The sequence below is a fragment of the Streptomyces sp. NPDC088350 genome (assembly GCF_044753545.1).
Lineage (GTDB): Bacteria > Actinomycetota > Actinomycetes > Streptomycetales > Streptomycetaceae > Streptomyces.
Genome location: NZ_JBIVNL010000016.1, coordinates 196,780 through 216,131, shown reverse-complemented (window position 1 = coordinate 216,131; position 19,352 = coordinate 196,780). Strand labels below are relative to the sequence as shown.

At 71.7% G+C, this 19,352-nt stretch carries 13 protein-coding genes; 6 read left to right on the top strand and 7 right to left on the bottom strand.

Going from position 1 to position 19,352, the window contains the following annotated elements:
- Positions 1 to 166: 166 nt before the first annotated feature.
- The 5 genes from ACIQBL_RS42365 (at position 167) to glpK (ending at position 6,192) form a co-directional block, all read left to right on the top strand.
- On the top strand, positions 167 to 592 hold the full coding sequence (locus tag ACIQBL_RS42365; protein ID WP_401952704.1) for a Zn-ribbon domain-containing OB-fold protein: 426 nt from the start codon (positions 167 to 169) through the stop codon (positions 590 to 592).
- Positions 589 to 1,779 (top strand): lipid-transfer protein, encoded by a 1,191-nt coding sequence (locus ACIQBL_RS42360; RefSeq protein ID WP_401952675.1) that lies wholly within the window; start codon positions 589 to 591, stop codon positions 1,777 to 1,779. Before ACIQBL_RS42365 ends, ACIQBL_RS42360 begins: the two co-directional genes overlap by 4 nt.
- 100 nt (positions 1,780 to 1,879) lie before the next feature.
- Positions 1,880 to 3,532 (top strand): EAL domain-containing protein, encoded by a 1,653-nt coding sequence (locus ACIQBL_RS42355; RefSeq protein ID WP_401952672.1) that lies wholly within the window; start codon positions 1,880 to 1,882, stop codon positions 3,530 to 3,532.
- A gap of 336 nt (positions 3,533 to 3,868) precedes the next feature.
- Positions 3,869 to 4,594 (top strand): MIP/aquaporin family protein, encoded by a 726-nt coding sequence (locus ACIQBL_RS42350; protein WP_033282380.1) that lies wholly within the window; start codon positions 3,869 to 3,871, stop codon positions 4,592 to 4,594.
- A gap of 86 nt (positions 4,595 to 4,680) precedes the next feature.
- Positions 4,681 to 6,192: a glycerol kinase GlpK gene (gene glpK / locus ACIQBL_RS42345; RefSeq protein WP_401952669.1), complete on the top strand. Its 1,512-nt coding sequence runs from the start codon at positions 4,681 to 4,683 to the stop codon at positions 6,190 to 6,192.
- A gap of 109 nt (positions 6,193 to 6,301) precedes the next feature.
- Here the strand turns inward: glpK and ACIQBL_RS42340 are convergent, their stop codons facing one another.
- The 4 genes from ACIQBL_RS42340 to ACIQBL_RS42325 form a co-directional block, all read right to left on the bottom strand.
- Positions 6,302 to 6,907, bottom strand: coding sequence for a GTP-binding protein (locus ACIQBL_RS42340; protein ID WP_401952666.1), 606 nt, complete (start codon positions 6,905 to 6,907; stop codon positions 6,302 to 6,304).
- Positions 6,908 to 7,020: 113 nt separating this feature from the next.
- Positions 7,021 to 7,416 (bottom strand): DUF742 domain-containing protein, encoded by a 396-nt coding sequence (locus ACIQBL_RS42335; RefSeq protein WP_401952664.1) that lies wholly within the window; start codon positions 7,414 to 7,416, stop codon positions 7,021 to 7,023.
- Positions 7,417 to 7,425: 9 nt separating this feature from the next.
- Entirely contained in the window at positions 7,426 to 7,857 is a 432-nt protein-coding gene (locus ACIQBL_RS42330; protein ID WP_401952662.1) for a roadblock/LC7 domain-containing protein, read from the bottom strand.
- Positions 7,854 to 10,706, bottom strand: coding sequence for a nitrate- and nitrite sensing domain-containing protein (locus ACIQBL_RS42325; protein ID WP_401952659.1), 2,853 nt, complete (start codon positions 10,704 to 10,706; stop codon positions 7,854 to 7,856). The genes ACIQBL_RS42330 and ACIQBL_RS42325 overlap by 4 nt, the downstream gene beginning before the upstream one ends.
- Positions 10,707 to 11,124: 418 nt before the next feature.
- Between ACIQBL_RS42325 and ACIQBL_RS42320 the strand changes: the two genes are divergently transcribed.
- Positions 11,125 to 11,727: a hypothetical protein gene (locus ACIQBL_RS42320; RefSeq protein WP_401952657.1), complete on the top strand. Its 603-nt coding sequence runs from the start codon at positions 11,125 to 11,127 to the stop codon at positions 11,725 to 11,727.
- A gap of 21 nt (positions 11,728 to 11,748) precedes the next feature.
- On the opposite strand, the gene ACIQBL_RS42315 is transcribed toward ACIQBL_RS42320, so the two are convergent.
- The 3 genes from ACIQBL_RS42315 to ACIQBL_RS42305 all read right to left on the bottom strand — a co-directional run bounded on the left by ACIQBL_RS42315 (position 11,749) and on the right by ACIQBL_RS42305 (position 19,292).
- Positions 11,749 to 16,695, bottom strand: coding sequence for a hypothetical protein (locus ACIQBL_RS42315; RefSeq protein ID WP_401952654.1), 4,947 nt, complete (start codon positions 16,693 to 16,695; stop codon positions 11,749 to 11,751).
- Positions 16,696 to 16,762: 67 nt separating this feature from the next.
- Positions 16,763 to 17,629, bottom strand: a complete 867-nt coding sequence (locus ACIQBL_RS42310) for a hypothetical protein (protein WP_401952652.1) — start codon at positions 17,627 to 17,629, stop codon at positions 16,763 to 16,765.
- 136 nt (positions 17,630 to 17,765) lie between these two features.
- Positions 17,766 to 19,292: a hypothetical protein gene (locus tag ACIQBL_RS42305; RefSeq protein WP_401952649.1), complete on the bottom strand. Its 1,527-nt coding sequence runs from the start codon at positions 19,290 to 19,292 to the stop codon at positions 17,766 to 17,768.
- Positions 19,293 to 19,352 lie beyond the last annotated feature (60 nt).

Here is a 19,352-nt window from a genome sequence, read left to right as displayed (position 1 = left end):
CGGAACCACCCCCGTGGGCCCCGGCCGTCTCTCCCGATACGACGACGCCGTAAGTGGCTCGATGGTTCACGAAACGCCCTGCTCATTTTCCGTTGCCCGTGGGACACTTCTGACGTTCCGTCAGATCCAGTGCTGTGGAGGGACGTTGTCGCGGACACGCACACCTGTGGTCACCGATTGGTTCACCGGGGACGGGGACGGCTTCCGGCTGCTCGGCACGCGCTGCTCCGCGTGCACCTCGGTGTTCTTCCCTCGTGAGGACGGCCACTGCCGCAATCCGGGCTGCCCGGGTGGTGACCTGGAGGAGGTCCCGCTGTCGCGGCGCGGCCGTGTCTGGTCGTACACGGACAGCCGGTACCGGCCACCGTCACCGTATGTGAGCGATCCGGAACTTCCGTGGGAACCGTACGCGTTGATCGCTGTGGAGCTGGAGTCCGAGCGGATCGTGGTGCTGGGACAGGCGGTTCCCGGGATCACCGTCGCCGATCTGACGGTGGGCATGGAGGTGGAGGTCGTCCCCGGCGTGCTCAGCGAGGACACGGAGACGACCTGGACGACCTGGCACTGGCGGCCTACGGGGGTGACGGCATGACGGGGGACGTGGCGGTGCTCGGCGCGGGCATGCACCCCTGGGGCAAGTGGGGGCGGAGCTTCGTCGAGTACGGGACGGCGGCGGCCCGGGCGGCGCTCGCCGACGCCGGCCTGGAGTGGCGGGACGTCGGCTCGATCGTCGGCGCGGACACGGTGCGTGGCGGATACCCCGGGTATGTGGCGGGCGCGACGTTCGCGAAGGCGCTGGGCTGGCAGGGGGCCCGGGTTGCGAGTGTGTACGCGGCGTGCGCGTCCGGGGCGCAGGCCGTCAACGCGGCGCGGGCACAGATCCTTTCGGGGCTCGCGGACGTGGTCCTGGTCGTCGGTGCCGATGCCGCGCCCAAGGGGTTCTTCCGGCCTGCGGGCGGGGAGCGGCGCGACGATCCGGACTGGCTGCGCTTCCGCGTCCTCGGGGCGACCAATCCGACGTACTTCGGGATGTACGCGCGCCGACGGATGGCCCTCTACGGGGACACGCCGGAGGACTTCGCCCAGGTGAAGGTGAAGAACGCGTCCCTGGGCGCGCTGAATCCGTACGCGCGCTACCGCAAGCGGGTCTCCGCCGAGGAGGTCGCCGCCTCGGCGGTGGTCGCCGATCCGTTGCGGCTCCTCGACATCTGCGCCACCTCGGACGGCGGGGCCGCCCTGGTGCTGTCCAGCATGGAGTTCGCGCGCCGGCGCGGGGCGACGGAGCCGGTGCGGATCCGGGCGGTGTCCACGGTGACGCCGCGCTATCCCAACACGGTGCTGGACCTCCCGGACATCGCCACGGACTCCGCGGCGGCGGTGGCGGCGCCCGACGAGACGTTCCGGGCGTCGATCGCGCGCGCGGCCTACGAGGAGGCGGGAATCGGCCCCGAAGACGTCTCCCTGGCCGAGGTGTACGACCTGTCCACCGCCCTGGAGTTGCAGTGGTACGAGGATCTGGGGCTGTGCGGCGAGGGCGAGGGAGCCAAGCTGCTGCGGGAGGGCGCGACGGCCCTGGGCGGCCGCATACCCGTGAACGCGAGCGGTGGACTGGCCTCCTTCGGGGAGGCGGTTCCGGCGCAGGCGATCGCCCAGGTGTGCGAGCTGACCTGGCAGTTGAGAGGTGCCGCGGGCGGCCGGCAGGTCGCGGGGGCGCGGGTGGGGATCACCGCGAACCAGGGGCTGTTCGGGCACGGGTCGGCGGTGCTCGCCGTACGGTGACCGACGGCGGGTCGCACACACGGTGTGAGCGGCCCGCAAGGCTGCGTGAACGTCTTATGAACTGGGCCTGGGCGTACGCCGGTGGCGTCATCATGCTGCCGTGCACTCCGTGACGGACACCCTCCGCTTCGCCTTCCAGCCGGTGGTCAATCTGACCACCGGAGGGATCGCAGGCATGGAGATCCTCGTCCGCCCGGAGACCGGGGACATCCTGGCCGAGGCCCGCCGCGACCCCGAACTCGACGGCAGACTGGCCGTGTTGGCGGTCCGCGCCGCCGCGCGCAAGGAGACGCTGCTGCCGCTGCACATCAACGTCTTCGCCGGTACCCTCGCCGACCTCGGCGGGCTGACCCCGCTGCACCGAGCGGTGCGCGAGGCGGGACGGCTGCCATGGGAGGTGACGGTCGACATCGGCCCGCCGTTCACGCACGTGCCGCGACGGGCGCTCCTGGAGGCGGTGTCCGAGCTGCGGGGCCAGGGGTTCCGGATCTGTGCGGACGGCGTCGGCGACGGTGACGTACCCCTGCGGCTGCTCACGGACCTCGCGCCCGACCTGGTGAAGCTCGACGCGTCGCTGCTGGAGCGGCCGGCCGCGGTGCGGGCGATGCGGACCCTGTGCGAGCAGTTGGGCGCCCTGCTGTCCGTGGAGGGGGTGGAGACCGAGGCGCAGTGCGCGTCCGCGAGGGCGGCCGGGGCGCAGCTGGCGCAGGGCGAGTTGTTCGCGCCGGCGACGCGGGTTCCCGCGGCCGACGTATACGTTCCGGCCCGCGCCCCCGGGCTCGCGGCGACACCGCCGTCGGGGCCGTGGGTGCGGGAGTTCGTACGGCCGGCCGCGCTGCTGCCCGACACGGCGTCGGCAGGCCAGGTGCGGGCCCTGCTGACCGGCTCGCCCGACGTGTCCGGGGTGGTGCTCGTGGACCGGGAAGGGGTGCCGGTCCGGTCGGTGCACCGGTCCCGCTTCCTGCTGTCGATGTCGGGGCGCTACGGCCACGCCCTGTACGCCGACCGGCCCGCGGCCAGGCTGGGCGACGTACCGCGGACGATCGGCGCCGACGCGACCGCCTGGGAGGTCCTGGACGTGGTCGCGGTCGGCGACCGGGACCGTACGTCGGACGACGTGGCGGTCGTCGACCGGTACGGGCGGTGTGTGGGCGTCGTACGACTGGCGGATCTGGTGCGGGCGTTGGCCGAGACGAGGGTGGAGGAGGCCGCGGGTCTCAATCCGCTGACCAGGCTGCCCGGTTCGGACGCGATCACCGGTGAGGTGGACCGGCGGATCGCGGACGGGCGGGCGTTCGCGCTGAGTTGGCTGGATGTCGACCACTTCAAACAGGTCAACGACGGGGCCGGGTTCGCGGCGGGCGACGAGTTGATCCGCTCGGTCGGGCGGGCGCTGCAGTCGGCGGCGCTCGGGCACGCGCGCGTGGGGCACATCGGCGGGGACGACTTCCTGGTGCTCACCGATCCGGAGGGACTGGAGCCGCTGGCGACAACCGTGCTGGACGTGCCCTGGGCGGCGGGCGGGAGGGCCGTGACGCTGTCCCTGGCCACCGTCCTGTGCGTGCCGGGGAGCGTGACCGACCACCGACAGGCCGCCGCGTTCCTGGCGCCGCTGAAGAAGGCCGCGAAGTCGCTGGACGGCACGAGCTGGGTACTGAGCCAGGCCGGGCTGGGCGAGTACGAGATCCTGCGCGGCTCGCCTGCCGCGCCCGTACGGGCCGACCACACGACGGCGGAGTCGCACGGACGCTGAGAAGGTCCGGCGGCTTCCTGGAGGGCTCCAGGGGCCGTCAGGGCGGGTGTCACCGATGCCGTCCGCGACCTTGACGCTCCCAGGGTGCCGGTGAACACTTCCCGGTGTCGGTCGACATCGCCGTACATTCTCGGCGTACCAGGCACTGCGCCGCGCGGGCTCACCCTGCGCTCAGGCCCACTCCCCACGGGCGATCTCGGCTGCGACGGCACGCTCGTCACGGACGCCGGGCGGGGCGCGGGACCCTCCCTGCCTTCGGCTGAAGTCGCCAAGGGAACCGCACCCTGTAACGGAGGACCGGGGCCGACCGTCCCGGGCCAGGGCCTAGGAGCCGCCATGAGCAACGGAGACATATTCCTCGGTGAGGTCATCGGCACAGCGATCCTGATCCTCTTCGGCGCCGGAGTGGTCGCCGCCGTCGTACTGAACTACTCCAAGGCACAGAACTCCGGTTGGATCGTCATCGCCTTCGGATGGGGCTTCGGTGTGATGGCCGGGGCCTACACCGCCGCGCCGCTGTCCGGCGGGCAGTTGAACCCGGCGGTCACGATCGGCATCGCCATCGACACCGGGAAGTGGGACAAGGTACCGCTCTACATCGCGGGGCAGATGGTCGGCGCCATGCTCGGCGCGGTGCTGTGCTGGCTGGTCTACTACGCGCAGTTCCAGGCCAACGCCGAGGAGGAGATGGCGCAGCCGACGCTCGGGATCTTCTCCACGACGCCCACGATCCGCAATGTCGTGGCGAACCTGATGACGGAGATCATCGCGACCATCGCGCTGGTGCTGCCGATCCTGGCCTTCGGCCTCACCAAGGGGCTCGGCACGTCCGGCACGGCGGTCCTGGTCGTCTCCTTCCTGGTGGTCGGCATTGGTCTGTCGCTCGGCGGGCCCACCGGGTACGCCATCAACCCGGCCCGCGACCTGGGCCCCCGCATCGTCCACGCGCTGCTCCCGATCCCCAACAAGGGGACCTCGGACTGGGGTTACGCGTGGATCCCGGTGGTGGGACCGCTGATCGGCGGGGCGCTCGCCGGAGTCATCTTCAACGCAGCCTTCTGAGCACGGTCTTCCATCAGCCTTCCATCGGTCTTCCGAGAACAACCTTCTGAGAGCAGCCCTCCGAAGGACACGACAAAGGGGTCGTCATGACGGACAAGTTCGTCGCCGCAATCGACCAGGGCACCACCTCCAGCCGCTGCATCGTCTTCAATCAGGACGGCGCGATCGTCGCCGTCGACCAGCGCGAGCACCGCCAGATCTTCCCCAAGCCGGGCTGGGTGGAGCACGACGCCACCGAGATCTGGTCCAAGGTGCAGGCGGTGGTCGCCGGGGCGATCGCCAAGGCCGGACTCCGCGCCGACCAGCTCAGCGCGCTCGGCATCACCAACCAGCGCGAGACGACGGTCCTTTGGGACCGCGCCACCGGCAAACCCGTGCACAACGCCATCGTGTGGCAGGACACGCGCACCGCGGCCCTGTGCAACCAACTGGGCGGTACGGACGGGCAGGACCGTTTCCGCGAACAGACCGGGCTGCCGCTCGCCAGCTACTTCTCCGGCCCCAAGGCGGCCTGGCTGCTCGACAACGTGCCCGGCCTCAGGGACCGCGCCGAGCGCGGCGAGATCGCCTTCGGCACGATCGACTCCTGGCTGATCTGGAACCTCACCGGCGGCACCGACGGCGGCCGGCACGTCACCGACGTGACGAACGCCGGGCGCACCATGCTGATGAACCTGGAGACCCTCCAGTGGGACCCGTCCATCCTCTCCGCGATGAACGTGCCCGAGGCGATCCTCCCCGAGATCAGGTCCTCCGCCGAGGTCTACGGCACCGCGATGGGCCAACTCGCGGGCGTGCCCGTGGCGTCGGCGCTGGGCGACCAGCAGGCGGCCGTGTTCGGGCAGGCCTGCTACGACGTGGGCACGGCGAAGAACACCTACGGCACGGGCAGCTTCCTGCTGCTCAACACCGGGAACCGGCCGGTGCCCTCGAAGAACGGGCTCCTCACGACGATGGGCTACAAGATCGGCAGTGAGGCGCCGGTCTACTGCCTGGAGGGGTCGATCGCCATCACGGGCGCGCTCGTCCAGTGGTTCCGCGACCAACTCGGCATCATCCGCAACGCCGACGAGATCGAGACCCTCGCCGCGAGCGTGGACGACAACGGCGGCGCGTACATCGTGCCCGCGTTCTCCGGCCTGTTCGCTCCCTACTGGCGCTCCGACGCGCGCGGAGTCGTCACCGGGCTGACCCGCTACGTCACGAAGGGGCACCTCGCGCGCGCGGTGCTGGAGGCGACGAGCTGGCAGACACGGGAGGTCGTGGACGCCATGTTCCAGGACTCCGGGGTGCAGATCACCACCCTGAAGGTGGACGGCGGCATGACCAAGAACAACCTCCTGATGCAGCACCAGGCGGACGTCCTCGGGGTGCCGGTGATCCGGCCCAAGGTCTCCGAGACGACCTGTCTGGGCGCCGCGTACGCGGCGGGGCTCGCCACCGGGGTGTGGAACGACCTGGACGAGCTGAAGACGCACTGGCAGAAGGACGTCGAGTGGACGCCGTCCATGGAGGCGTCGGTGCGCGACCGCGAGTACCACAACTGGCGCAAGGCCGTGGAGAAGAGCTTCGGCTGGCTGGAGGAGGGCGACAACTAGGCACACGCGCGTGGGTGGTTGACCAGGCACGCGCGCGTGCGTCGTTCGTGTGGTTCCACGAGCTGCGGCCCGTACCCCGGTCGGCGGAGGTACGGGCCGCTCCCGCGCCTCAGCCGGTGACGCTCTGGCGGCGCTTCGCGCCGTAGGCCATCGCGTGCTGGACGACCTCGATGAGGACCTCCTTGACCGAGGACCGGTCGCGTGCGTCGCACAGCATGAGCAGGACGTCCTCGTCGAGGTCGAGGGCCTGGCGTACGGCGTCCGCCGGGTAACGGTCGGCGCCCTCGAAGCAGTTGACGCCGACGACGAAGGGTATGGAGCGCCGCTCGAAGTAGTCGAGGGCGGCGAAGCAGTCCTCCAGGCGGCGGGTGTCGGCGAGGACGACGGCGCCCAGGGAGCCCTCGGAGAGCTCGTCCCACATGAACCAGAACCGCTCCTGGCCCGGCGTGCCGAACAGGTACAGGACGAGGTCATCGCGCAGGGTGATGCGGCCGAAGTCCATGGCGACGGTGGTGGTGTGCTTGCCCTCCACCCCGCTGGTGTCGTCGACCGGACGTCCTGCCTCGGTGAGCAGTTCCTCCGTGCGCAGCGGCCTGATCTCGCTGACCGCGCCGACGAGGGTGGTCTTGCCCACGCCGAAACCGCCGGCCACCAGGATCTTGAGCGTGACGGGCTCGACCGGGGGCTTGCCACGCTCAGAACGCCCGAAGATCATCGATCTGTTCTCCTGCTTGAAGGGGGTCTGGTCAGGGGGCCGACCTCGCCGGACGGCGGGATCTCCACCCGGAACTGACGGTCAGTCACGTCTCTTCTCCGGTTCCGCGGCGCTCACAGCGCGCGGAGGCCGCTGATGACGTCGCGCAGAATACTCTCGTCCACCAGTTCGGCAGGAGGTACGGGACGCGACACATGGACGAGTTCCCCGTCCACGAGGTCCCCGATGAGGACGCGTATCACTCCGATGGGCAGGTCGAGTTCGGCGGCGAGTTCGGCGACCGACTGCGGGGCGTCACGGCAGAGACCGACGATGTCCACGTGCTCCGGGGACAGCGTCTGGTCCGCCTCCGAGTCGTCCGCCCGGGACTCCGCGACGACCACCGCGATCAGGTCGAGGCGGTGCTGTGCCGCGCTGGTGGTGCGGCCGCGCGTCATCGCGTACGGCCGGACGACCGGTCCGGCCTCGTCGTCGAACCAGTGACCTCTTCCCTGACCGTCTCTGCTCATGTCACTTCACTACCCGCCGGTGGACAGATCGGTGCGCGGAGTGGCCCCCAGATGCACACCGACCCGCTTCACGAGCAGTGTCATCTCGTAGGCGACCTGTCCGACGTCCGAGTCCGCGTCCGCGAGGACGGCGAGGCAGCTGCCGTCGCCGGCGGCCGTCACGAACAGGAAGGCCTCGTCGAGCTCGACGACCGTCTGCCGCACGCTGCCCGCCTCGAAGTGGCGGCCGACGCCCTTGGCGAGGCTGTGGAAGCCGGAGGCCACGGCGGCCAGGTGTTCGCTGTCCTCCCGGGTCAGATCCTGGGACACGCCGGTGGCGAGGCCGTCGCCGGAGAGCACGATGGCCTTGCGGATGCTGGCGACGCGCTCGACGAGGTCGTCGAGGAGCCAGTTCAGCCCGCGCTCGTCGGTGCCGTGGCCGGTCGCCTTTGGTGCGGTCATCGACCGTCCCCCTTAGTTCCTTGTGCCGTGCCGCCCCGGGCGTCGTCGCCCTCGGCGTTCTCCTCGCGGCCGCGCTGCCAGCCGCGCTGGAGCGAGGCCATACGGCTGCGTACCTCGTCGGCGTCGCGCTCGGCGACCTCCGCCGGGCTCGCGGCGCGCCGCTCGGGTTCCTTTTTCAGCTGTGGGGCCAGATTGGCCTGGCGTACGCGTCGGGGCAGCGCCCCCAGGTCGGGCCCCGACGGACTGTCGGAGTCCGGGCCGCTGGACGCGATCTCGGCACGCCGGGTGCGCCTGGGGAGGACGGGAGACTCGGGCGGCTCGCCGAAGCCGCGCCCCGCGGAAGCCTGGGGCGCCCCTGACTCGGCGCGCCCACCGGGCACGTCGGTACGGCGCCGTAGCGGCGTGTCACCGCGCCTCCTGGCCGGCAGCGGTGCCGGGCCGTCCGTGTCGGATCCGCCCGCGCCCGGAGCGGCCGAGGGGCCGTCGAACCCGCCCTCTCGCGAGTCCCCAGGGTCCCGTCGGGAGCGTTGCTCCGCGACCGGGCGCCCATGAGAGCTCACGAGCTTGGGCGTCCGGCGCCGGGGCAAAGGAAGCGGTTCGCTGCGGTGCCCGTCCTGATCCGCCGCCCCGCGCGGTCCGTCGTAGGTACCGGAGACCTGTTGATGCTGCTCTACGGGGCGGACGGGGGCGAGGTCGTCGCGGTGGGCGGCGGAGCGGCGGGGGCGGAAGATCCCGCCGCGCTCGCCGTCCTCGTCGTCGAGCGCGTTCGGGAAGCCTTCGAGGTTGTCCAGGTCGACAGGGGCCTCGAGTTCGACCGGGCCGTCCAGGAGCGCGGGCGGAAGTCCGGGAAGCTTCACGGGTACTTGGGAGAGCGCGGAGCGGCGGCTCTCCTCCAGCTCTGCCTCCTTCGTCGGCCGCGGCCGGTCGAGGCGGAAGCCGATGCCATTGGTGTCCGGGATCTCGTCGCTCAGCAGGGCGTCGGGGATGAAGACGACGGCGGTGGTGCCGCCGTACGGGGAGGGCTGGAGCGAGACGCGGACGTTCTGCCGCTGCGCGAGCCTGCTGACCACGAACAGGCCGAGCCGGTCGGTGTCGGAGAGTTCGAACTCCGGTGTCTCGGCGAGCCGGAGATTGGCGTCCAGGAGTGCGTCGGCCGCCATGCCGAGCCCGCGGTCGTGGATCTCCAGGGTGAAGCCGTTGGCGACCCGCTCCCCCAGGACCTGGACGGCGGTGTGCGGCGGGGAGAACACCGTGGCGTTCTCCAGGAGTTCGGCCACGAGGTGGGTGAGGTCGGCGACGGCGGGACCGGTGACGGCGATCCGCGGCAGTCGGCGGACCTCGATGCGCTCGTAGTCCTCGACCTCGGCGACGGCCGCGCGGACGATGTCCATGAGCTGGACCGGCTTGCGCCACTGCCGGGACGGGGCGGCTCCGGAGAGGATCACCAGGCCTTCGGCGTGGCGGCGCATACGGGTGGTCAGGTGGTCGAGGCGGAACAGGTCGGCGAGTTCGTCGGTGTCCTCGGTCCTGCGCTCCATGGTGTCGAGCAGAGTGAGCTGCTTGTGCAGCAGGACCTGGCTGCGCCGGGCGAGGTTGACGAAGACCTCGGAGACGCCGGAGCGCAACTCGGCCTGTTTCACGGCGGCTTCGACGGCGGCCCGCTGAAGGGTGTTGAGGGCCTGGCCGACGTCGCCGATCTCGTTCCGGTCGTATTCCAGGCGCGGGACCTCGGTCTCCACGTCGACGACCTCGCCCACGGACAGGCGGCGCATCACGCTGGGCAGCCGTACGCCGGACGCCTCGTGGGCGTCCAGGCGCAGTTGGCGCAGGTCGCGGATGAGGCCGCGGCCGATACGGACGGACAGGAAGAGCGAGACCAGGAGGGCGATCAGGCCGAGGACGCCGGCGACGGCCGCCTTGAGGATGACGCTCATCGCGACGGGGCGCACGCGGTCCTGGTAGCGGTCGTTGGCCCGGTCGTCGAGAGCGCCGAGCTTGTCCAGCACGCCACCGGCCGCGGTGTTCCAGGTCTGTGCGGTGACGTGGCGGGGCGTGCCGGACGTGGTCGAGGCGGCTGCCTGTTCGGCCACGCGCAGCGGGGCGCTGGCCGCGTTCGTCCAGAAGCGTTCGAAGTGGCCGCGCTCCGAGGAGGGCAACAGCGGCAGGTTGATGTCGTACAACAGGGTGCGCTGCGCGACGAGGTCGGAGATGTCGCGGGTCTCGTCCCGGGTGAGCTCGCCGACGATCAGGGAGGAGCCGAGCAACGCGTCCTCGCGGGAGAGCAGTTCACGTGCGCGGGCGAGGTTGACGAGAGCGCGGTACTGCTTGTCCATCTCGACGTTGTCGACGACGTGGAGGTTGGACAGCAGCACGTAGCACGGGTCTACGAGGTGGTTGTAGAGGCCGAGGGCCTGAGCGCGGTTGACGGTGCCGTCGTCGACGCCGCGCCGCAGGGACGCGAGGCCGTCGAAGGCGTCGAGGACCGCGCCGACACGGCCGTCCGTCGCCTCGCCCATCGCGTTGCGCACGTCCGGGTTCTCGGCGTTCTTGCGGATCTTGGCGACGGCTTCGTCGGTCGCGGCACGGCTGCGTCTGAGGTCGGTGAGCCCGTCGGCGGCGCGGGGGTCGGCCAGGTAGACGAGCGACTGTCGGCGTTCCTGCTGGATGACGCGGACGGTGTCCTCGGTGGGATAGCCGATCTTCTCAACGACCGACGACACGTTGAACAGGTCTCCGGCCGCCCGGCCGGTGAGGACCGTGGCGAACGCCCAGATCGCGGTCAGGGACACGAGCGGCACGAGAAGGAGCGCCACGATCTTCCGGCGGATGGACTTCCCGCGAAAGCGCATGGCCTCCCCCAGCTGGACCCCCGCCGGCCGGGGGTACACATGTGCGTCAACAAACGGCGCGAGCCTACTACTGACACAGAGGTAACTCGAAGAGCTGTCCGGAGCGTGAACTTCCGCAACAGCGACGAGACATGGGGAGTTGTCGGGGCATTACGGGAGATTGCCGCCCCGTTTTCCCCGGGATCACCTCACCCCACCTGATCGGTCTCCTTGGCCAGTTGGCCGGAATTTTTCGTCCGTTGGGAATCTTCGTGGCATGTTGTTCGTCTTTCTCTACGGGAAATGGGGGCGGAACCGGCCACACGAGCCGCATCCGCAACCGTGCGGCGTAAAACAGGGCAGGCCGGGCACCCACTGGGGAGCCGGATTCTTCGGACTCCGGGGCGAGTGGTGTACCGGCGGTGGGGAGGACACGTTGATGGGCACGGCGGAGCGGCAAGAGACGCTTGAGGACGGCGTGGCGGCGCGGTCGACGGCGCGGCGGCGCCGTGAGGCGCCGGATCACGACATCGCGGCGGACGGTGGCACGACGACACAGGGCGGCGGGGCTTCGGAGTACCGGAGCGAGCCGGCGGCGGCAGGATTCGACGAGCCGCGTTCGGCCCGCGGCAGAGCGGAAGAGCGGGAGTACTACCGGCCGTTGTGGATCGAGGAGCCGGCCCGTCGGCGCCGACTGCCGGACCCGGTGCGTACGGCGGCCGTGCGGGCGGTGATCATCATCGCCGTGACGCTGATCCAGGCGACGGTCGCCTTCCTGTGCACGATGGCCGGGTCCTGGCTGGCGTTCCCGATGGTGATCAGCAGCGTGGCCAGCACGGTCGTGGCCACCTGGGGCGCCCTCGACGTCTGGGTGACCCGCCAGACGTGGAACCAGCGCAACGGCGTGATCTCCGAGCCCAGCAGCACCGCGAGGGCCCTCCGCCGCGAGCGGCGCCGGGCCCAGCGTCAGGCACGGGCCACCGAGCGGGCGCAGGAGCGGATAGCCCGCAAGGGCGGCGCCGGGCAGTTGTCCCACTCCTGAGGTCGGCCTACGGAGGCTCTCCTACGGGGCGGTCGGCGCCGGGCGCTTGAACATGCGGGTCGCCGTGATCTCGCTGTGCACCGACTCCCCTTCTCCGGCGGGGGCCTGCTGCGGCAGGCCCGGCCGGAGGTGTTCCTCCACGCTGATGTACTTGAGGCCCGCCCTCAGGTCGGCGTCGTTGCGCAGCCGGATGACCAGCGGGAACTCGGCCAGTGCCGTCGTGTCGAACAGGCCGGTGGTGTACAGCAGTTGGACACCGAGCGCGTCGGACACGGCGCGCTGCAGCTCCAGCAGATACGTCGCGTTGGCCCGCCCGATGGGGTTGTCGAGGAAGAGCGTGCCGGCGTGCCGGTGCTTGTCGCGGCCCCGGTCGTTCGAGCGCAGCGCGGCCATCGTGCAGTACAGGGCGATGGCCGCGGTGAGCAGCTGACCGCCGGAGAACACGTCGCCCATCTGCCCGACGGGCACGCGCTCGGCCCGTAGTACGGCGTCCGGCTTGAGGATCTCGACGGCGACACCCTTGGGTTCCAGAGCCGCCCCGACTCCCCTCAGCAGCAAGGACATTCCGTCCCGCCGCATGTCGGAGTTCTTCTTCACGGCGGCCCGGGTCGCCTCGTCGACGACCACCCCGAGCCGCTCGGTGAGCGTGGCCTGGTCGGGCTCCTCGAAGCGGATGCGCAGGAACTCCTGCCCGGACCACTCGCCGAGACCCTCGGGCAGCCGGGACAGCCGCTGCGCGGACCGCAGAGTTGCCAGCGCCGACTCGACGAGCCCGCGCAGCCGGTCCACGATCGAGTCGCGGTTGCGCTCCAATTGCGCCAACTCGTCGGTGAGGACGCGGAGTCGGGGCGCGAAGGCGTCGGCCCACTTCTGCGCGTGCTCGGGCAACGCGGACGCGGGCAGCTCACGGATCTGCTGCCGCGCGGGGGTCCGTACCTGCTCGTAGCGCGTGGAGTTGGCGTGCCGCACGAGCACATCGCTCGCCTCGCGTACGGCGCTCTCTGCGGCGGACAGGTCGGCGGCGCAGCCGCGCAGCGAGCGACGGGCCTCGGCGGCGGAGTGCCGGGCCTCCTCCACGCTGCCCGGGTACGGCTCGGGCTCCTCCTGCTCCTCGTCCGAGGAGTGCTCGCGCAACAGGTCACGGAGCATCGCGGCGGTCTCGTCGAAGCCGCCGGCCCCGTCCTCGGCGGCGCGGTGCGCGTCGAGGAGTTCGGCGTGCGCCTCGCGGGCCTGGCCCAACGCGTCGGTGCGGGAGCCGAGTTCGGCCGTCGCCGTACGCAGCAGTGCCTGGGCGTGCTCGGCGTCGCGCGGAACGAGTTCTTCGGCGAGTTCGGTATGCGCCTCGCCGTCCTCGGGCGCGTGCCGCTCGGCCTCGCCGCGCAGCCGCCCGAGCTGCTCGCTCGCGGTCGACACCCGGGTCTCCAGCAGCTGCACCAGCTCCTCGGCACGCGCCGCCGCGGCCTGCCGGGAGGGCCCGTCGGAGCCGTCCGGTGACTGGAGCAACTGCGCCGCGCGCGTACGCACCTTGTTGCTGAGGCGGTCCAGTTCCGCGATCGCCGCGCTCTCGTCGCTCTCCGCCCGCGCCTGCTCGGCCCGCAGATCGGCGCCGACGCCGACCTTCTCGTAGAGCTGCGAGGCGGCCCGGTAGGCCTCACGGAGGGCGGGCAGTGAGGGTTTGGGGGCGTCCGGGTCGTCTTCCGGTACGTCGTCGGGGGCGCCCGCGATCTCGGAGCGCTCGGCGCGCAGCGCACGGGCCGTACGACGGGCGTCGTCGGCGGCCCGCTGAGCGGCGCGGCGGTCCTCGTCGGCGGCTCGGGCGCGCTCCAGGCAGGACTGGGCGCGGGCCTCCGACTCGGCTGCCTCGTCGGCGAGTTCACGCAGTTTGACCTGCCAGCCGGCGCGTTCACGCAGCCGGAAGGCGAGTCCGGCGAGGGCGTCGGTGGCGCGCCGGGCCTTCTGCGCGGTCTCCTGCCGCTCGTCGCGCACCTGGGCGGCCTCGGCGGCGGCTTCGTCTGCCTCGGCCCGCACGGTCCGCGCCTCGGCCAGCTCGGCCTCGGCCTCCTCGGCGAACGCGCGCGTGTCCCGCGCGGCCTGCGCCAGCTCGACCAGTCGCCCGCTCGGACAGCCGGTACGCCAGGACGCGAGCCGCGCCGCCAGCTCCCGGTCCTTGCCGAGCCGCGCGGCGAGCGTGCGGATCTCCTCGTCCCGCTGCCCCGCCCGCGCGCGCAGCGCCTGCCGCTCCTCGTCGGCGGCGTGCTCGTCGTGCATGGCCGGGTTCGGCGGTACGAGGAAGACGTCGGTGGTCTGCGCGTCGGGCGCCGGAGTCGGGGCGAGCAGGGCGGCGGCCGTGCCGACCGCCACGGCGGACCGGGGCAGCAGGGCTGCTTCGTTGAGCGCCTCGCGGGCACGCGCGTGCGTGTCCGGGTCGGTGATGATCACGCCGTCGACCAGCTCGGGCCGGGCGGCCAGCACGCGCGCGTGGTCGGTGGGGTCGACGGCCTGGGCAAGGTAACGCCAGCCGGGCAGCGCCGGGATGCCGTGCTCACCGAGGTATTCCACGGTTGCCAACACATCCGGGCCGGGCGGCAGCAGTCCGCCGTCACCGAGCGCCCCGAGGATCCGGGAGTCGTCGGCGGCGGCGGTACGCAGGTCGAAGAGCTGCCGCTCCGCGGAGGCGACCCCGTCGTCGAGCAGCTCGCGCAACTCGTCGGCGAAGCGGTCGAGGTCCTCGGGGGTGAGGGGGCCTTCGGCGAGGGGGCGGGTGGGTTTGGTGGTACCGGGGTAGGTGACCGTACCGGTGTTGGTGGAGGAATGGCCGCTGCCTGCGGGGCTGGTAGCGGGGGCGGTGTTGGTTGCCGAACGTCCGTTTACGACAAGGCCGTTGGCCGAAGCACCGGTCCGCACATCCGACTCGGCACCGTCACCGACCGCTCCCGAGCCCGCGCCCGCGCCGCCCTCAGCGCCCTGGCCCGCAGTGCCTGGGGCCCCGGCATCGCCCTGTCCCGTCACCGCCCCGTCGGCCGCGCGCCCGGCGCCCGCACCGCGCGGTACCGGCACACCACCGCTACCACCTGCGGCACCGCCGGCACCACCGGCACCACCGGCACCACCGGCACCACCGGCACCAGGCAAGCTGAGCAGTTCAGCCAGCCGTTCCTCCCCCGCCAACCCCTCGGCGAGGCGCCGCTCGGCGTCATAGGTCCGCTCGGCAGCCGTCGCCGCGTCGGACGCGCGGGCCGCCGTCAACTCCGCGCGTGACTCGGCGGAAGCCGCTTCGCGGGCGTGCTCGGACGCCCGCCGTGATGCCTCGCGCGCGGTGTCCCAGGCGGCCACGGCCGTCTTCTCGGCGTCGCTCGCGGCGAGGGCCGCGCGGGCGGGGTCGGCGTCGGGGGCGCTGTTGTCGAGCCAGCCGGCGCGCACCGCCTCGGCGGTCTCCTGCTCGACCTCGGACAGGCGCTGGCGCAGATGCCCGACCTCGCTGCGGGCGCGCTGCGCCTCGGTGGCGGCGGAGGTCGCGTCGCGGTGGGAGGTCTCGCCGACCTCCTGGAGGGCGGCGGACCGCTCCTCGCCCTCGTTGGCAAGGTTCTCGGCGCTCTCGGCGGCGGTGTGCAGGGCCCGTACGAGATCGGCGGCGGCCTTAGCGCGAGCGGCGAGCGCCGGGGCGGCGTCCCTCTCGGCCTCGCGGATCGCGACGGCCACGCGCGCGGAGCGGTCGGCGGCGGCGCGGTGCCGCAGGACGGCCTCGGCGGCCTGCCAGGCGGAGTGCAGCGTGCGTGCGTCGGCCAGCTCGCGCTTCTGCGCGGCGGCGGACTTCTCCGTTGTGGCCAGTGCCAACGAGGCGTGCCGGTACGCCAGTTCGGCCGCGATGAGCGCGCTGCGCTCGCGTGCCCCCTCGGCGTGCGTGACGGCGTACGCGGCGGCGGTGACCCGCTGGGCGAGGTCTGCGGCCCGCACCCGCTCCTGTGCGCCCCGCGCGGACAGCCGCCGCGCGAGGGTGCGGGTACGACGCTCGGCGCCGGTGTGGATGTCACGCGCGCGTGCCCGCGCCTCGGCGGCCTCGACGATCCGGCCGAGCAGGTCCACGGAACCGGCCGTGAACTCCCGCTCGGCGATCAACTCGGCCCGCCGCCCCAGCTTGTGGCCGAATCCGCCGACCAGGTCGGCGAGCCCGTCGGTGTCCCGGGTGTCGGTGACCGCGCGCAACAGCAGGTCGGTGAAGTCGGAGTCCTTCTTGACCGCGAAGAGGCCGGCGGCCTCGCCCTCGTCGGCGTTCATCTCCCGCTGGTAGCGGAAGAGTTCGGGGTCGAGGCCGAGGTCGCCGAGGTGCTCGATCCAGCGGTCGTGGATCTCCTCCCAGTGCACTTCGAGGTGCGGATACGCCTTGCCCGCCTCGGTGATGGCGTCCCGGAAACCCTTCATGGTGCGCCGACGGCCCTGCGCGCCGGACGCGCCCTCGACGGGCGGCCGTACGGAAGTGGCCTCGGCGACGGGGAGGTTGTCCAGGCTCAGCCCCGGCCCGGGCCGGAACGAGTACCAGGCCTCGGCGAACTTCCGCGGGTCGTTGGATACTTGGCGCCCCCGCCACTCGCTGACCTTGCCGACCACCACGCACTCGCCGGTCAGCGTGTGCTGCCACTCCAGGGCGACATGGCCGCAGTCGTCCGCGAGGAGGAACTTGCGGAGCACACCGGAGCTGGCGCCGCCCAGGGTGTTGCGGTGGCCGGGCAGCATCACGGAGAAGATCAGCTTGAGCAGGACGGACTTGCCGCCGCCGTTCTCCAGGAAGAGCACGCCGGCGGGCGCGGGGCGGCGCGGCGGCCCGACGGGCTCGTCCTCGAAGAACTCCGCCTGGGTGGGCGCGGGGTCGGGCACGGGCTTGCCCACGCCTCGCAGGTCAAGCACGGTGTCGGCGTAGCGCGCACCGGCGGGCCCGATGGAGTAGAGGCGGACCCGGGACAGCTCGTACATGGCGGACTCTCGTCGTAAGTCTTCGGCAGGTGTGGGGGGTTCGTGGGTCTTCGGGAGGAGCTGGGGATCAGGAGTGGAACGGCAGCCCGGCGTCGGCCACCAGCTCCAGGTCCTCGGTGTCCTCGGCGGGCAGCAGGCTCGCGGTGCCGTCGGTGACCGGGACGACGCCCAGCTCCAGCAGCTCGGCCATGGCGGCACTGCCGGCCATGTCACGCACCTGGAGCTGATAGCGGGCGGTCGTGCGATAGGTCCCGCCGTTGTCGTCGCCCGTGCGCTGGAGGAAGCCGGAGTCGGTGAGGAAGGCGGCGGCCTTGCCGACGATGCCGGTGGTCGAACCGGCCAGTCTGCGGGCGTCCTTGGTGGCTCCGGTCGCGCTGCGTCTGACCCAGATCCGCCACGCGGCCTCCAGTCCGGGCGCGTCGGTGGCCGGGTCGGTGTTCATGCCCTGCTCGTCGGCCCGCTCCTCCAAGCGACGGCAGGCCTGTCGTACGAACGCGTCGACCCCGTTGACCGTGACGCGGCCGATGTAGCCGTCGTCGGCGAGGTCCTCGGGGCGCGGGAACGCCATCGCGGCTACGGCGAGATGGGCGAGCCCGTGCAGAAAACGGTCCCCTGAGTCGGCGGCCGTACGACGCGCGTAGTCCCCCATGCGCACGGCGAACACCGAGTCCTCGGCAGCGGTCACAGCCATCCCCGCGCGCGGGGACACCTCCAGCACCACCAGCCCGAGCCCGGCGGCCACGGCATCGGCGAGCCGGGCGAACGGCGGGTCCTCCCGATACCGCCTCAACAACTCCGCGTACTCCTGGTCCCGCGCGGGCTGCAGTTTCGGCTGCAACCCGAACGCGACGAGCCGAGCCGCGTCGGCGGCGTCTGCGGGCGTGATGACAGCGGTCACCGGTACGGCGGCTACGTCCGGCTCGTGCTCGGTCACGACTGCAACTCCTTGTTCTTGAAAACGAGGTCGAGGGCAAGCGCCCCGCTAGGGGCGCGGGGCTGTGACATTCGCGGCTCCGCCGCGTGGGCGCGACCAGCCACAACGGACGTGCACTCGAACAACGACAGAATCATCACGCCGCCTCCGTCCGCCCCGCAGCCATCCCCACCGCATCCAACAAGGCCATCCCCACGATCAGATCGGCCCCACCGAACTCGGGATCATCCAGCTCGACCCCGTCGTCCACGGCAAACAACAGCTTCGCCTCCCCCTGCCGATAAGCCGTTCCGACCGGCGGACTGGCCGCATGTACGGCCAACAGAGCCACCAGATAAGGGAGTTCCGCATCCTGACACCGCGCATCCGCCAGCAACCCCGACAACCGCCGAGGCGCATCCGCCGGCAGATCGAGCAACTCCATAGCCGCCGCCAACTGCTCCTCGCTGAACCGACTGTCGTCCGGCGTCGCGATGAGATCCGGCTCCGGCATCTCCGCCCCGAGATGCTCCCGCTCCTGAGGCGGCGTCAGCAGTATCTCGACAAGATCCCCCACCCGAACGGACACCGGCGTACGCAACCCGGTCCCGCGCGCGAAGAACGCGTCCGTGACCTTGATCGCCTGCTCCAGCGGAAGCGGCAGAACGGGCGAGACGAGATGCCCGTAGAGGTCTATCCCCGACGTCGTCATCGGCGTCGCGAAGGCCTGCCGGTCCTGCTCGGCACGGAACAGCGGCCCGGCCTCCAGAAGACGCGACTGAAGCTGGGTGTGCCGCCGGATGCAGTCCTTCACGATGTCGACCAACTCGGCCGCGCGCCGCTTCTGTTCGGCGTCCTCGGACTCGTCACGGGCCTTGCGGATATTGGTCAGGATCGCGTTTTCGTGCCGGTACCGGTCGGCAACGTGGTCGAGGGCCTCGGCGATCATGTCCGGCACGGCGTTGAGCCAGTCCACCGCGCGGACGTTGCGCCGCGTGGCGTCCAGGGCGCGCCTGAGCGTCTCGGAGTACTGCACGGTCCGGTACCGGGCCTGTTCCGCAGCGAGTTGCGCGTCGGCGAGCCGGCCGCGGCTGATCAGCACCTCCAGCTTGACCTCGGCGGCGATCTGCGCGCTGGTGACGTCGGTGTCGAGGGCGCCCACCAGGACGTTGACGGCCTCGTCGGTCGTACGGAGGTAGACGCTGCCGCCGTAGCCGGGGACCTCCTCGATCAGCTTGAAGTCGTAGTCGCGGCGCACATAGGTGCCGTCCTGGGCGAACGTGCCGTAGACCGTGCGGAAGCCGCGGTCGACGCTGCCGACGTTGATCAGGTTCTCCAGGACCCAGCGGGCCACGCGCTCGTGCTCGGTGACGGGGCGCTGCGGGGCCTGGGCGGCGATGCGCGGGATGAGCCTGGCCACTATCTGGTCGTGGTCCGCGCCGGTGTCGAAGTCCATGTTCAGGGTGACCAGGTCGATGGCGGCGAGGGCCACCTCCGCCATGCCGTAGACCGAGTACTCGCCCGCGAGGTTGGCCTTGCGCGCGTCGAGGTCGTGCAGCGGCGCGGTGCAGGCGAGCGCGCGCAGTCGCCGCGCCAGTCCCTCGTCGGCGGCCGGGCCCGGGGCGGGGCGCGGCCCCGCGCTGAACTGGGGCGGAACGCTGTCCGTCGAAGCAGGCGAAGTCATGCTGCACAGACTAGGTCCTCGGTCTGACAACGACCCAAACGACGCAGAAGCGACTCCCGT